The sequence below is a fragment of the Paenibacillus sp. FSL R7-0198 genome (genome assembly GCF_038000415.1).
Classification (GTDB): Bacteria; Bacillota; Bacilli; order Paenibacillales; family Paenibacillaceae; genus Paenibacillus.
In genome coordinates, this window is record NZ_JBBOCB010000001.1 from 5,594,941 (window position 1) to 5,609,734 (window position 14,794).

Sequence of the window (14,794 nt, forward strand, 5' to 3'; positions counted from 1 at the left end):
GGTCTGTCTTCTTTGAAAGTACGTCGATAGACGTTTTTTTTTACGTTTGCGGAACCACACTATATCAGTTATAAGGGTGATTACATGGGTGCAGCAACCCCCGTCGTTGAGTTAAAACAAATTACGAAGCGTTTCCCAGGCATTGTTGCCAACGACGCCATCAGCCTTCAGCTTCGTAAAGGCGAGATCCATGCGCTACTGGGCGAAAACGGCGCTGGTAAGTCAACGTTGATGAATATTGTTTTTGGTCTCTATCAGCCAGATGAAGGTTCCATTGAAGTGAATGGCAAGCCTGTCATCATCGACAGTCCTAACCGAGCGATCGATCTTGGCATAGGCATGGTGCATCAGCATTTTAAACTTGTACAGCCGTTCACGGTAACAGAGAACATTATTTTGGGATCTGAACCAACGAAGGGTCTCAATATTAACTATAAAAAAGCAGCCGCTGAAGTTCAGCGTCTTTCCGAACAGTATGGACTGAAGGTGAATCCTCATGCCAAAATTCATGATATTTCTGTCGGAATGCAGCAACGTGTAGAGATTGTTAAAACGTTGTATCGCGGTGCAGATATTCTGATTTTTGACGAGCCTACAGCCGTATTGACTCCTCAAGAGATTAAAGAATTGATAATCATCATGAAGAAGCTTGCTGCTGAAGGAAAGTCCATTATTTTGATCACACACAAACTGAAAGAGATTATGGAAATCTCCGATACGGTGACCATTATTCGTCGGGGTAAAGTAATTGATTCGGTTAAAACATCGGAAACCAATCCGAATGAGCTGGCAGAGAAAATGGTGGGGCGGAATGTCACATTCAAAGTGGACAAAAAGCCGGCTACACCTGGAGCCAATGTGCTCGAAGTCAGTAAATTAACGGCCAAAAATAAAGAAGGTATTTCGGTTCTGAACCAACTTAACCTGAACGTACGTGCAGGAGAGATTGTCGGAATCGCAGGCGTGGATGGTAACGGGCAAAGTGAACTGATCGAAGCTCTTACCGGACTTCGTAAAGTAGAGAGTGGTTCGATTCTTTTGGAGGGCAAGGAGCTGTCCAATCATTCTCCTCGCCATATCTCGGAATCGGGTGTAGCCCACATTCCGGAAGATCGACATAAACACGGACTTGTACTTGATTTTTCAGTGAGTGAAAATATCGTTCTGGAATCGTATTATAAAGCACCATACACCCGTAAAGGGTTCCTTAACTTCGATGCCATCAAACAGCAGGCGAAGCGGCTTGTTGAGGCATTTGACGTGCGTACACCAAGCATCGAGACCAAAGCTCGGTCCTTGTCCGGAGGGAACCAGCAAAAGGCCATTATCGCCCGTGAGGTAGATAAAAACCCTGAACTGCTTATCGCTGCGCAACCAACACGTGGTTTGGATGTAGGGGCTATTGAGTTCGTGCAAAAGCAACTGATTGCACAGCGCGACCAAGGGAAGGCTGTTCTGCTGATTTCATTTGAGCTTGATGAGATTATCAATGTATCTGACCGAATTGCAGTTATTTATGAAGGACAGATCGTTGGCGAGGTGCTGCCGGAAGAAACCAATGACAGGGAGCTCGGCTTGATGATGGCGGGCAGCACCCAAAAGAGAGGTACTGCGCATGAATAACGTATTGAAATGGTTTACCCGAGATTCATTTATTTTGCCTGTAGTAGCTATTATTATGGGTCTTATTCTCGGTGGAGTTGTCATGCTGATTGGTGGCTACAATCCAATTGAAGCCTATGGTGCATTGTTCACCAAGGTATTTGGCGACATGTACAACTTTGGTGAAGCAGTACGGGAAATGACACCACTAATTATGACTGGACTTGCATTTGCATTTGCATCACGTGCAGGGTTGTTTAACATCGGGGGAGAAGGTCAATTTCTCGTTGGTATGACCGCTGCAACATTTGTTGGTGTTAAATTTGCAGGTTTGCCGATCTACCTTCATGCGCCACTGGCTTTGATTGCCGGTGCATTGTTTGGTGGTCTGTGGGCCGCTATTGCTGGTTATCTGAAGGCGGCACGTGGGGTCAATGAAGTTATCAGTAGTATCATGTTGAACTGGATTGGTCTGTATCTGGCCAACCTTATCGTACGCCAATTCTTGCTGTTGAAGGGCGAGAATCGTTCCGTGGATATCAGCGAATCGGCGTCGATTAGTTTGACATGGCTCTCTGAACTGATGGGCAATTCCCGTGTACACATGGGGACGTTGATTGCCCTTGTGATGGCTGTGCTCTTTTATATCTATATGTGGAAAACAAAACAAGGTTATGAAATCCGCGCGGTAGGTTACAACCCTAATGCGGCTGAATATGCAGGTATGCATGTTAACCGGAATATCGTAAAAGCGATGTTTATCAGTGGTATGCTTGCCGGTCTTGGTGGTGCCTTCCAGGTTCTTGGTGTGTTCCATTACCAGACCGTAATGTCGGGTTCACCAGGTACAGGCTTTGACGGAATAGCGGTTGCACTGATTGGTTTGAATCATCCATTTGGAGTGTTATTGGGTGCAGTGCTGTTCGGTACCCTCACGTACGGATCTGCAGGTATGAGTTTTGCTGCGGATGTTCCGCCTGAGATTATTCGGATTGTGATCGGTTCGATTATCTTCTTCATTGCGGCACAAGGCATCGTGCGCTGGATACTTAAACCGTTCTATTCGAAGCGTAAGAAAGAGAAGGTGTTGTAGATGGACTTGTTGACAATTGGGCAAATTATCAATACGACGCTTGTCTTTGCTACGGCATTGATTTTTGCATCACTCGGCGGAATTTTTTCGGAAAAATCAGGTGTAACAAACCTTGGACTTGAAGGCTTTATGGTCTTTGGTGCCTTTGCAGCTGGAATCGGGGCGCATTATGCTCAAGAAGCGGGCATGGGTGGAACGACATCGGCCTGGATGGGGGTTTTGCTCGCGATTGTATTGGGCGTACTGGTATCGCTGATTCATGCCGTTGCGTCCATCACATTTAAGGCAGACCAGATTATCAGTGGTATCGTCATTAACTTTTTGGCAGCAGGAAGTACGTTGTACTTGGTTAAACTGTTGTTTGAAGGTTCTGGTGATTCACCGTTGGTTCAAGGCTTCAGCAAGTTTGATGTGCCATTCTTGAAAGACATTCCTTTGCTTGGAGAAGCCTTCTTCAAGAACGTATATCCAACGACATATCTGGCCATTCTGTTCGTATTCCTGACGTATTACATCATGTTCAAAACGCCATTTGGTCTACGCCTTCGTTCTGTAGGTGAACATCCAAGTGCGGCTGATACGGTTGGTGTTAAAGTGCTTCGTTATCGCTATATTGGCGTTATGATCAGTGGTGCGCTTGCGGCCATTGGTGGAGCTGCGATTACGTTGACGACTACGGGTACATTCTCACACAATACGGTTTCCGGCCAAGGTTATATTGCCATTGCAGCTATGATCTTTGGTAAGTGGAATCCGATTGGTGCCTTTGGTGCGGCTGTCTTCTTTGGATTCTCACAAGCGATCCGAAACTATGTACAGTTGTTTGAGTGGTCACAAAGTATTCCCCAGGAAATTATTTTTATGTTGCCTTACCTGCTTACCATCATCGTTCTCGTTGCAGCGGTTGGACGTTCTTCGGCTCCGTCTGCACTCGGTGAAGCATATGATCCGGGTAAAAGGTAACAACCTTTCCCATATCAGGTTAGCTATTCAGAGTTTTGATAAAGGGTCCGCCTTGTGCGGGCCTTTTTTTGTTTTCTTAAACGCCCATCGACTTTTACATGCTTAACTTGGTTCTCGTGCAGATACCCATATTTTCAGGTAGGGACAAAGAAACAGGCGAATTCAGTGATGGACGAATACACTGTTTTGAACGATCCGAGGAGGAGGGGAAAGTATGAAACAACAAGTTACGCGTGATGAAGCGATGAAATTAATAGGCAAAAATATTGTTGCAATCAAAAAAGACGGCACTCGGGTTACGGGAAAGCTGTTGAAAGTATCGGGCAACAAACTGGTACTGAAGCGTCTGAATGGGAAAAAAGTACGTACAAAAGCGATTCTGCCACTGGTATTGTTTGATCTGCTCGCTATTGCCACACTGCCTTATGCTTATGGAGGTGGTCCCGGCTTCGGTCCCGGATATGGACCTGGACCAAAACCAGGCCCTGGATATGGTCCAGGCTACGGACCGGGATATGGACCTGGAGGACCTGGTGGCGGATATGGACCTGGTCCTGGATTCGGCCCTTATGGTCCAGGTCCACGCCCACCAGGATTTTTCTAGGACATTCTATAATGTTTTTTCCAATTCGTAGCAGCGGCTTATCATGATGTATCGAATCGCGCTGTATCCATTTTTTTGATAAAACTGAAGCCCTTTGGTATTGCCCTCATCCACCATTACTTTAGATCTTCGACAACCTCGGGATGCCGCAAAGCTCTCTGCTTTGAGCAACAAAGTTTGCCCGTAACGTTTGCGTTGTTCTTTCGGACTAACGGCCATCATATCGACATAGAGCAATTCCCCATGCATGAGAAAATGGATGAATGCCACAGCAGCTTTGTCTGGCTCCGGCGAGACAACAAAGGTCATGCCCCTGTTCATTCGCAGGGGTATTTCTTTGCGGATTTTATTAATTTCCTTTTCGCTCATATGGGATAAAGGAACAAGTTGAGTGTCAATCAGCTTCATGATGGCGCCATCATCCAGCTTGGATGTGCGTTGCCGAATCACCATGCGGAGCCTCCTTTCAGGACCAGTCGTGCTGCTCGTATATCCTATGCCCGAAGCAAGATAAAAGGTGACTGAATGAAGCGCTGGGATTAGGGCAACCTTATAGGCTGAAGAGGGAGGAAGGAAGGTTCTCTGAATTTTTATGCAAAACAGGTATTGACTTATCGGTTGGAGGAATCATATAATGTTCCTAACATTTAACGAGAATATTTCATCGGCTATGAAGAGGACGAAGTTTTAAGGGCTCTTTTGCTCAGAGAGTGGCTGGAATTGCTGAAACCACCACCATTATCCCTTATATACGAGCTCACCTCGGAGCTGTTTTCCTGAAAAGCACTGGATGTCACTCCTTTCGCGTATTAGGGAAAATCGTATGTCTGCGTTACAGACAACAGGTATGGGAAACGACTATGTTCGTTTGAGCTATTCGTTTTGTTGTACCTGGTAAGGTCCGTTATTGCGAAATTTCGGGCAAAGTTGGGTGGTACCACGGAAGCGATAACCTTTCGTCCCTCGCAAGCATGAACTTGTTTGCAGGGATGGAAGGTTTTTTTTGTAACTTTAAATGTCAGAATGGTGTAAATTTCGAGAGGAGGATGACTGATGGGAGCTCAAATTCCAGAAGTACGGTCAACAGATGAATTACGTGAAAAATGGATGAAGCCGGAGGTCATTAGCGGATCCGAAATTCTGCTGAGAAGCTTGTTACTTGAAGGTGTCGAGTGCGTATTTGGTTACCCGGGCGGCGCAGTGTTGTACATTTACGATGCGATGTATGGTTTCGAGGATTTCAAACACGTTCTCACTCGTCACGAACAAGGTGCAATACATGCAGCTGACGGATATGCACGTGCAAGCGGCAAAGTTGGTGTCTGCATCGCGACTTCCGGACCAGGAGCAACGAATCTGGTTACAGGTATTGCAACAGCGTATATGGATTCAGTACCACTCGTAGTCATTACGGGGAACGTTATTTCAAGCTTGATCGGTTCAGATGCTTTCCAGGAAGCGGATATTACGGGGATTACAATGCCAATCACCAAACACAGTTACCTGGTGAAAGATGTAAAAGATCTGTCCAGCGTAATTCATGAGGCATTCCATATTGCCAATACCGGTCGTAAAGGTCCTGTACTGATCGACATTCCAAAAGATGTATCAGCGAACAAAACATTGTTTGAACCAACAACTGAACCTGTTATATTGAGAGGGTACAATCCACGGACAGTACCAAACAAACTGCAGGTTGACCGTTTGGCCCAAGCCATTCAGGAAGCAGAACGCCCAATGATTCTGGCTGGTGGCGGTGTGGTATACTCGGGAGGACATGAAGAACTGTTCGAGTTTGTTGAGAAGACAGGCATTCCAATTACGACTACTCTCCTTGGTCTAGGCGCATTCCCAAGCGGTCATGAATTATGGACGGGTATGCCAGGTATGCACGGAACGTACACTTCCAATCAGGCTATTCAAAAAGCGGACCTGCTGATTAATATCGGCGCACGATTCGATGATCGGGTAACAGGCAAGCTGGATGGATTCGCTCCACATGCCAAAATCGTTCATATCGATATTGATCCGGCTGAGATTGGTAAAAACATTGCAACCGACATTCCAATCGTTGGTGATGTGAAGACGGTACTGGAAATAGCCAACAAAGAAGTTGGACGTGCAGAGCGTGCAGATGCATGGAGAGACCAGATCAAACAGTGGAAACAAGAGAAACCTTACAGTTACACGGATTCAGACGAAGTGCTGAAACCCCAGTGGGTTGTTGAAATGCTGAATGATACAACCAAAGGTGAAGCGATTGTAACTACGGATGTGGGACAACATCAGATGTGGGCAGCACAATATTATAAATTTAATCAACCGCGTTCCTGGGTAACTTCGGGTGGTCTCGGAACGATGGGCTTTGGATTCCCTTCTGCCATAGGTGCTCAGATGGCCAATCCGGACAGACTCGTTATCTCCATTAACGGTGACGGCGGAATGCAGATGTGTTCCCAAGAACTCGCGATCTGTGCCATTAACAATATACCGGTAAAAATCGTAATCATTAACAATCAGGTACTCGGAATGGTTCGCCAATGGCAAGAGATCATCTATGAGAACCGTTACAGCCATATTGATCTGGCAGGAAGTCCGGATTTTGTAAAACTGGCTGAAGCTTATGGCGTAAAAGGATTGCGTGCAACCAACAAGGAAGAAGCCCAGCGTGCTTGGCAGGAAGCCTTGGATACACCAGGACCAGTCGTTGTTGAATTCGTAGTACGCAAGGAAGAAAATGTATATCCAATGGTTCCGCAAGGAGCGACAATTGATCAAATGCTGATGGGGGATGCTGACGAATGATAAGACATACGATCTCGATACTGGTAAACGATCAGCCTGGCGTCCTTCAGCGGGTATCAGGGTTGTTCGGTCGACGCGGATTTAACATTGAGAGTATTACAGTAGGTCAATCGGAAGAACCTGGACTCTCCCGGATGGTTATTGTCACCATTGGTGACGATAAAACGCTGGAGCAGATTGAGAAACAATTGTACAAAATCATCGATGTTATTAAAGTGGTTGATTTCAGCCTGAAACCGATGGTAGCCCGGGAACTTGCCTTGATCAAAGTGAAAGCAGAGCCTTCCGAGCGTCCTGAGATTCTGGGTGTGGTAGAAACATTCCGCGCATCCGTTGTAGATGTAGGTCCAGGCAGCCTGATTGTGCAGGTAGTCGGAGATACGGACAAAATTGATGCTATGATTGAATTGCTCAAGCCATATGGCATTCGCGAATTGTCCCGTACAGGCATAACTGCATTGGTACGCGGCAACGTATAAAGCTATAATGAATGAAGAGGGACGACGGTTAGCTAACATATACAGTTGATCTTATGTGAGTGTCAGTCCCTTAACAGTTGTAATTTAACATTTTAGTGATGTAACGCTTGAAAATATAGCTACATTCCCGCATTAATGGGCGGGTGTCTGAACGGATCGGATCAGACCAGAGATGCTTTTGATACGCCAAGTGAGTCGGTCCCTTGAGACACCCGCTCATTAATGAAGGGTTCTTTACAATACAAAGGAGGACTTATAAACATGCCAGTAACTACTTATTATGAACAGGATGCAGAGCTTAACGTATTGAAAGGAAAAACGATCGCGGTAATCGGTTATGGTAGCCAGGGCCACGCCCAAGCTCAAAACCTTCGTGATAGCGGATTGAACGTAGTCATCGGACTTCGTGAAGGTAAATCCTTCGACACTGCAAAAAATGACGGATTTGAAGTTCTGTCCCCGGCTGAAGCAACAAGCCGCGCAGATGTAGTTCAAATCTTGCTGCCAGACGAAACTCAAGCTTCTGTATACAAAAACGAAATCGAACCAAACCTGAAAGAAGGCGCTGCATTGCTCTTCTCACACGGTTTCAACGTTCATTTCGGTCAAATCGTTGCTCCAAAAAACAGCGATGTATTGCTGGTAGCTCCTAAGTCCCCTGGTCACATGGTACGTCGTACTTATGTGGAAGGTTTTGGTGTACCAGGCCTGATCGCGATTGAGCAAGATGCAACGGGTAAAGCTAAAGAAATCGGTTTGGCTTATGCTAAAGGTATCGGTTGTACACGCGCAGGGGTTATCGAAACTTCCTTCCGTGAAGAAACAGAAACAGATCTGTTCGGTGAGCAAGCTGTTCTGTGTGGTGGTGTGAGTGCATTGGTAAAAGCTGGATTCGAAACATTGACAGAAGCGGGTTACGCTCCTGAAATGGCATACTTCGAATGTCTGCACGAACTGAAGCTGATCGTTGACATGATGTATGAAGGCGGACTTTCAAGCATGCGTGATTCCATCAGTAACACAGCTGAGTACGGTGACTATGTAACTGGACCTCGCGTGGTAACTGAAGATACGAAGAAAGCAATGAAAGAAGTGCTGACGGATATCCAACAAGGTAAATTCGCACGCGACTTCATTCTGGAAAACCAATCCGGACGTGCATTCTTGACAGCAACTCGTCGTAACGAAGCTGAACACCCAATCGAAGTGGTTGGCGGACAATTGCGTGAGATGATGCACTGGATCAAGAAGTAAGCATTAACTTCTAGAACATGTACTTTAAGGTATTCAAGTAAACTTAGAGCTTTAACTGGGAATAGCGGCCGTGCTTTATGCGTGAGCCGCTATTGCTGGTTCAGAGAAACATATAATAACAAGTACAGGAGGTGCGAAGCGTGCGTAAAATCTATGTATTTGACACAACGCTGCGTGATGGAGAGCAATCCCCGGGAGTCAATCTGAACACTCGTGAAAAGGTGGAAATTGCCCATCAGCTCGAGCGGCTGGGCATTGACCGGATGGAAGCGGGTTTCCCGGCGGCATCTCCAGGTGACCTGGCAGCTGTCAATGCAGTAGCAAATGCGGTCAAAAATGTGACTGTAATTGGCTTGTCCCGTTCCAGAGAGCAAGACATTGATGCGGTTAAAGAAGCACTTAAAGGTGCACAGGACCCGTGCATTCACGTTTTCCTGGCAACTTCACCTATTCACCGCCAACATAAATTGCGCATGGACAAAGCGCAGGTACTGGATACAGCTCGTTCCGCGATTCGTTATGCAAAGAAAACATTCTCGAAGATTGAATTCTCACTTGAGGATGCAGGTCGTACCGAGTATGATTTCCTCGTGGAAATGGTGAATATGGCTGTGGAAGAAGGTGCAGCCGTCGTGAATATTCCGGATACGGTTGGTTACCTGAGCCCATATGAATACGGAAACATTTTCAAACATCTCAAGGAGAATGTACACGGCATTGAAAAGGTACAGCTGAGTGCCCACTGTCATAATGACCTGGGTATGGCGACGGCCAATACACTTGCAGCCATTCTCAACGGAGCCGATCAGATCGAAGGTACGATCAATGGTATTGGTGAACGTGCCGGGAACACGGCGATCGAGGAAATTGCTATGGCGCTGGAGACACGTCAGGAATTTTTCCAAGCGAAAACATCGCTGCAGTTGTCTGAGATTGCACGGACCAGTCGTTTGGTTAGCCGTTTGACAGGGATGGTTGTGCCCGGAAACAAAGCCATTGTTGGGGCGAATGCCTTCGCACATGAATCCGGGATTCACCAGGATGGCATGTTGAAGGAAAAAACAACGTATGAGATTATGACTCCAGAGTCCATCGGTCTGAAGGAAAGCAAACTTGTACTGGGTAAACATTCTGGTCGTCATGCCTTCCGTGAACGGTTGATTGATCTGGGGTATGAGCTGGAAGAAGAAGCATTGAATCGTGCTTTCGCTCAGTTCAAAGATCTGGCTGATAAGAAAAAAGAAGTTACTGATGAAGATCTGCTCGCTGTAATTGAAGAGAAATTGCAGGATGCACCTGAGGTGTATAAACTGGAATCCATCTTCGTAACGTACGGAGATGAATCGGTACCAACGGCCAAAGTCCGCATTGCGACGCTTGACGGGGATACGATCGAGAAGCAAGCAGAGGGTAACGGATCGGTAGATGCAATCTACAACGCGATTGACCAGGTGAGTGGGGAAGACGTAACGTTGTCTGACTATTCCATCAAATCGGTAACGCATGGTAAGGATGCATTGGGTGAAGTACATGTTGTGTTGACTCAAAATCAGGTGTCGGTACGAGGACGTGGTGTAAGTACGGATATACTTGGTGCAAGTGCACGTGCTTATGTGGACGGTCTGAACCAATTGATTGAGAAACGCAAAACATATACGAACCGTGTAAACGTTAACCTGTAGGCTCCGATGAAAGAAGCACGCCCTCTTCTTTGAACTGAACTTTAAGCTGGGACGTATGTACGCTGCCAGGAAGATCTATCTTGATCTGAATTGATGTGGTAGATCTTTCGGCTTGCTTTGTTACGTTTAGTGAGGGACGTAAAGAGTCTGACTCTCCTGTGGAGGGTCAGACTCTTTTGCTTGTATTTAAACATTTTGCATAAATCCTCTAAGCGTCTTCCAATCAGCAAGATATAGATCGAAATGATTCTGTTCGTCTATATCTTGTACCCGTGAGCGGTATAATTCGAATTATGCAAAATGCTGATTTATATAATTATGGCAGTGAAATACAGTACATTTTCTACGCTTACCTATTGCATTGGCTTACGCTATCAAGCTATTACCACGCGTATGCATTAGGTGCATGTCCACCTGGACCCGGGAAAATCTCATCCAGACGTTTGAGCACAGCTTCATCCAAAGTCACGTCCAGACATTTGAGTGCGGTCTCAAACTGCTCCAGCGTACGCGGTCCGATAATCGGGGCGGTCACTGCCGGATTGGCTGCAACCCATGCCAAAGCCACCGTATCCTGTGGTTCACCGAGATCACGACAGAGTGCGGCAAAGTCTTCAAGCTGAGTCTGCTGCTGCTCGATCCGTCCAGCGATGCCGCCACTGCGTGTTCCTTCCAGCTTCTGCAGAGCGTTACGTCCCAGTAATCCACCATCCAGTGGACTCCATGGAATGACGCCGAGGCCCAGCTCTTTGGCTGCGGGCAGTACTTCCAATTCAGGCAAACGACAGTTGAGACTATATTTATGTTGTTCGGAAACCAGGCCGAGGAAATGGCGATTCTTGGCTTCGCTTTGAGCGATTGCAATCTGCCATGCAGCAAAGTTACTCGATCCTACATAACCGATCTTACCTTGATGAACGGCATTCTCAAATGCGCCCCACAGTTCGTTCCACGATACGGCAGGGTCCACATGGTGCATCTGGTACAGCTCGATATGATCGGTCTGTAAGCGGCGGAGGGAACCCTCCAGATGCCGTCTGATTTTGTAGGCGGAAAGGCCAGCTTCGTTGTTGGGGCCATCTGTATCATCATGCATGGAGCCATAGACTTTGGTGGCCAGAACCACTTTTTCACGTCTGCCCCCGCCCTGATTGAACCAGCGTCCGATAATTTCTTCGGTAAGACCGGAATTCTCACCCCAGCCGTAGATGTTAGCGGTATCAAAAAAGTTCACGCCTGCATCAAGTGCTGCGTCCATAATGCGGAAAGCTTCTTTTTCATCTGTAGCAGGCCCGAAATTCATAGTACCGAGACAGATTCGGCTGACCTTGAGGCCTGATTTACCCAAATACGAATATTGCATGTTGCTTATCCCTCCTGCGTACCTGATTTGAATTCAGCTATATTTTACCCCACCGGGAGGTCAGGAACAACTTGGAAAGGCCAATCTCTATTAGCTTATAGGTAAAATCTATTAAAGTCATAGATTGTATATCTTGGTCAAATGACCTTGGAATATGATACAAAAGAGAGAGTTAATATGAGACGTTACTTTATGAATAATTAATGAATGAAATATAAGGAGTGGACAACCCAATGGCAGACGTGAAAAAAATTGCAGTTATTGCTGGTGATGGAATCGGCCCTGAAGTCGTAGCTGAGGCTGAGAAAGTGCTTAAACGTACGGAGGAAGTATTCGGTTATCGTTTTGAGACAGAGCATGCGCTGTTTGGTGGAATCGCAATTGATGAGAAGGGTACACCTCTTCCTGAAGAAACATTGACTGTATGTAAAAGTGCAGATGCAGTCCTGCTTGGAGCGGTTGGCGGTCCAAAATGGGATAACAACAGTAAGGAGCTTCGCCCGGAAACAGGCCTGCTGGGTATTCGTAAAGCACTCGGATTGTTCTCCAACCTTCGTCCGGCTGTCGTATTTGATTGCCTGAAGGATGCTTCAACTCTGAAGCCGGAAGTACTTGAAGGTACAGATTTGATGGTGGTACGTGAGTTGACAGGTGGTATCTACTTCGGAGAGAAGTTCAGACGTGAAAGTGCACAGGGCGAAGAGGCAGTAGATACTTGTGCATATAATGTAACGGAAGTGGAGCGGATCGTTCGTCAGGCGTTCGAAATTGCGCAAGGACGTCGCAAAAAGCTGGCTTCTGTAGACAAAGCCAACGTATTGGAAACTTCCCGTCTCTGGCGTGAAGTCGTGAACCGGGTAGCACCGGATTATCCGGATGTTGAACTGGAGCATGTACTGGTAGACAACTGCGCGATGCAATTGCTGCGTCGTCCGTCTAGCTTCGATGTCATCGTAACGGAAAACATGTTCGGAGATATCTTGAGTGATGAAGCAGCGATGTTGACAGGTTCCATCGGTATGCTCGCATCTGCATCACTGGGAGAGGGCAGCTTTGGACTCTATGAGCCGGTACACGGTTCTGCACCGGATATCGCAGGTCAAGGCCTCGCTAATCCGATTGCAACCATTCTATCTTTGGCATTGATGTTCCGCACAACCTTTGGTTATGCAGAAGGTGCGGATGCTATTGAAGCAGCTGTGTCGGATGTATTGAACGCAGGACACCGCACAAGTGATATTGCTGTAGACAAGAGTACAGCGATCAGCACGACCGAAATGGGCGATTTGATCGTAGCGGCTATTCAGAAACAGGCGTAATTATATTATCAACTACAGGCAGCCCTTTGTTTCCAGTTATGGAATGTACAGAGGGCTGTTCCTTTATCGTTTTTGCCACGAAAAATCCTTATTTATAATTATTATAAAAAAATAATGTTTATAATCTTGACTTTGGGAAGTCCGGATGATAACATTTTACTTGTACTTGTTATCAAGTATCAAATCATTTTAATTACAGGAAAAGCGTTCGCGTTTTTCTTGATGATGAGCAATCCGCAAGGATGCTTACATAATCCCAAAGGAGGAATTTTTAGTTATGGCAGAACGTTTGGTTGGTAGACCAGCACCGGATTTCGCAATGGAAACAGTATCGGGAGACGGACAAGATTTCGGTTCCGTTAAACTGTCCGATTATCGTGGCAAATGGCTTGTATTCTTCTTTTATCCTTTGGACTTCACATTTGTGTGCCCAACTGAAATTACAGCTTTGAGCGTTGCTTCCGAGCAATTCAAAGCTTTGGATACTGAAATCCTTGGCGTGAGCGTAGACTCCGTACACAGCCACAAAGCATGGATCAACACACCTGTAGACAGCAATGGTCTGGGTCAATTGAACTTCCCGCTGGCTTCTGACATCACGAAGCAAGTGGCTAAAGATTACGGCGTTCTGATCGAAGAAGAAGGCGTAGCATTGCGCGGCTTGTTCATCATCGATCCAGAAGGTGAATTGAAATATCAAGTGGTTAACCACAACGATGTAGGCCGTAGTGTTGAAGAAACACTTCGCGTACTGCAAGCACTGCAATCCGGCGGATTGTGTGCAATGAACTGGAAACCAGGCGACACTAACCTGTAAGCCAGGTTAACTTGAACGGTTTTTGTTCAAGCCCTCATCCCGTTAGGGATTGAGGGCTTTTTGCACCCTTTTGCCAAAAGTTATTACGAAGTTAATCAAAAGTGTTTGAACAAGCAGCTAAGCGTGTTAATAATATATTAGAAGAAAGTCTTCTTTTTATCTGTTGAAAGAGGAATTGATGGCCTTAAAGGCGAATAGGGTATGGAAACCCGGTAAATATTCCGGTGCTCTGCATTTATAATCTGTACATGAATGTGATACACTGATGGAACTATTCCTTTTCGGAAGTGCTGGAAGTGTACGGGATGGCATTTTAACAAAAAAGTCCCGGCACGTAATAAGGAGGGTGAACAAAAATGAGTTACTGTTGTGGGGCAAGTATGGTTGGAACGAAGGGCACGCTGAAGCATTACCGCACCCAGGTTCATAATGTTCCCCTGCTGTTTTGCCCGGTGTGTCATCGGGTTGAGGTGCATTATAAAGTGGAAAACGAATACGAAATTCTGGCTGAATATGCGCATGGAGACGGTGCATCCGAGATCGATTTTCAAGATTATGTGACAGAAGATGAAGATGCGATTTTTGAAAACTGTGTAAACCGTGAGAGCGAGGATGCCATGGTCATTGTGCAGCGCCAGATTGATATGGCTCTGGATTTGCTCAGGCTCGCCAAAGAAACCAAAGACGAGAAGTGGGAAAGCGAACTTAAACGTCGATTAGCTGTGATGAGTCAGCGCAGACTGAAAATTCAGCATAATAAGACCGGACTATAGATGAACTCGGATATATCACCAATTAAAGATATTAAAAACG

13 protein-coding genes are annotated in these 14,794 nt (G+C 46.2%); 11 read left to right on the top strand and 2 right to left on the bottom strand.

The genetic code is table 11. The features are described from left to right. Positions 1-84: 84 nt before the first annotated feature. The 4 genes from MKY87_RS24560 (at position 85) to MKY87_RS24575 (ending at position 4,262) form a co-directional block, all read left to right on the top strand. Positions 85-1,623: an ABC transporter ATP-binding protein gene (locus MKY87_RS24560; RefSeq protein WP_127544457.1), complete on the top strand. Its 1,539-nt coding sequence runs from the start codon at positions 85-87 to the stop codon at positions 1,621-1,623. Next, the gene (locus MKY87_RS24565) at positions 1,616-2,695 is read left to right on the top strand and encodes an ABC transporter permease (RefSeq protein WP_074094292.1); all 1,080 of its coding nucleotides are present in this window, start codon (positions 1,616-1,618) and stop codon (positions 2,693-2,695) included. Before MKY87_RS24560 ends, MKY87_RS24565 begins: the two co-directional genes overlap by 8 nt. Continuing rightward, positions 2,696-3,658 (top strand): ABC transporter permease, encoded by a 963-nt coding sequence (locus MKY87_RS24570; RefSeq protein WP_062833426.1) that lies wholly within the window; start codon positions 2,696-2,698, stop codon positions 3,656-3,658. 214 nt (positions 3,659-3,872) lie between these two features. Then, on the top strand, positions 3,873-4,262 hold the full coding sequence (locus MKY87_RS24575; RefSeq protein ID WP_047842246.1) for a hypothetical protein: 390 nt from the start codon (positions 3,873-3,875) through the stop codon (positions 4,260-4,262). A 6-nt stretch (positions 4,263-4,268) separates the two neighbouring features. On the opposite strand, the gene MKY87_RS24580 is transcribed toward MKY87_RS24575, so the two are convergent. Further along, positions 4,269-4,712: a GNAT family N-acetyltransferase gene (locus MKY87_RS24580; RefSeq protein ID WP_237176231.1), complete on the bottom strand. Its 444-nt coding sequence runs from the start codon at positions 4,710-4,712 to the stop codon at positions 4,269-4,271. A 603-nt stretch (positions 4,713-5,315) separates the two neighbouring features. On the opposite strand from MKY87_RS24580, the gene ilvB reads away from it, so the two are divergent. The 4 genes from ilvB to MKY87_RS24600 all read left to right on the top strand — a co-directional run bounded on the left by ilvB (position 5,316) and on the right by MKY87_RS24600 (position 10,482). Then, the gene (ilvB, locus tag MKY87_RS24585; RefSeq protein WP_091032851.1) at positions 5,316-7,067 is read left to right on the top strand and encodes a biosynthetic-type acetolactate synthase large subunit; all 1,752 of its coding nucleotides are present in this window, start codon (positions 5,316-5,318) and stop codon (positions 7,065-7,067) included. Then, complete coding sequence (ilvN, locus tag MKY87_RS24590; protein WP_024628317.1) at positions 7,064-7,546, top strand: acetolactate synthase small subunit; 483 nt, start codon at positions 7,064-7,066, stop codon at positions 7,544-7,546. Before ilvB ends, ilvN begins: the two co-directional genes overlap by 4 nt. 261 nt (positions 7,547-7,807) lie before the next feature. Beyond that, a complete protein-coding gene (gene ilvC / locus MKY87_RS24595; RefSeq protein WP_036669754.1) occupies positions 7,808-8,800 on the top strand; it encodes a ketol-acid reductoisomerase in 993 nt (330 codons plus the stop codon). A 140-nt stretch (positions 8,801-8,940) separates the two neighbouring features. After that, the gene (locus MKY87_RS24600) at positions 8,941-10,482 is read left to right on the top strand and encodes a 2-isopropylmalate synthase (RefSeq protein ID WP_340966621.1); all 1,542 of its coding nucleotides are present in this window, start codon (positions 8,941-8,943) and stop codon (positions 10,480-10,482) included. A 382-nt stretch (positions 10,483-10,864) separates the two neighbouring features. On the opposite strand, the gene MKY87_RS24605 is transcribed toward MKY87_RS24600, so the two are convergent. Next, positions 10,865-11,845 (bottom strand): aldo/keto reductase, encoded by a 981-nt coding sequence (locus tag MKY87_RS24605; protein ID WP_221822893.1) that lies wholly within the window; start codon positions 11,843-11,845, stop codon positions 10,865-10,867. A gap of 233 nt (positions 11,846-12,078) precedes the next feature. On the opposite strand from MKY87_RS24605, the gene leuB reads away from it, so the two are divergent. From leuB to MKY87_RS24620, 3 genes are all read left to right on the top strand, one after another. Beyond that, positions 12,079-13,164, top strand: coding sequence for a 3-isopropylmalate dehydrogenase (gene leuB, locus MKY87_RS24610; protein ID WP_133384120.1), 1,086 nt, complete (start codon positions 12,079-12,081; stop codon positions 13,162-13,164). A gap of 277 nt (positions 13,165-13,441) precedes the next feature. After that, positions 13,442-13,981 carry a peroxiredoxin gene (locus MKY87_RS24615; protein WP_036610146.1) on the top strand — a complete coding sequence of 180 codons (540 nt, stop codon included), beginning with the start codon at positions 13,442-13,444 and terminating at the stop codon, positions 13,979-13,981. Positions 13,982-14,337: 356 nt separating this feature from the next. Further along, positions 14,338-14,754 carry a hypothetical protein gene (locus MKY87_RS24620; RefSeq protein ID WP_017689649.1) on the top strand — a complete coding sequence of 139 codons (417 nt, stop codon included), beginning with the start codon at positions 14,338-14,340 and terminating at the stop codon, positions 14,752-14,754. Positions 14,755-14,794 lie beyond the last annotated feature (40 nt).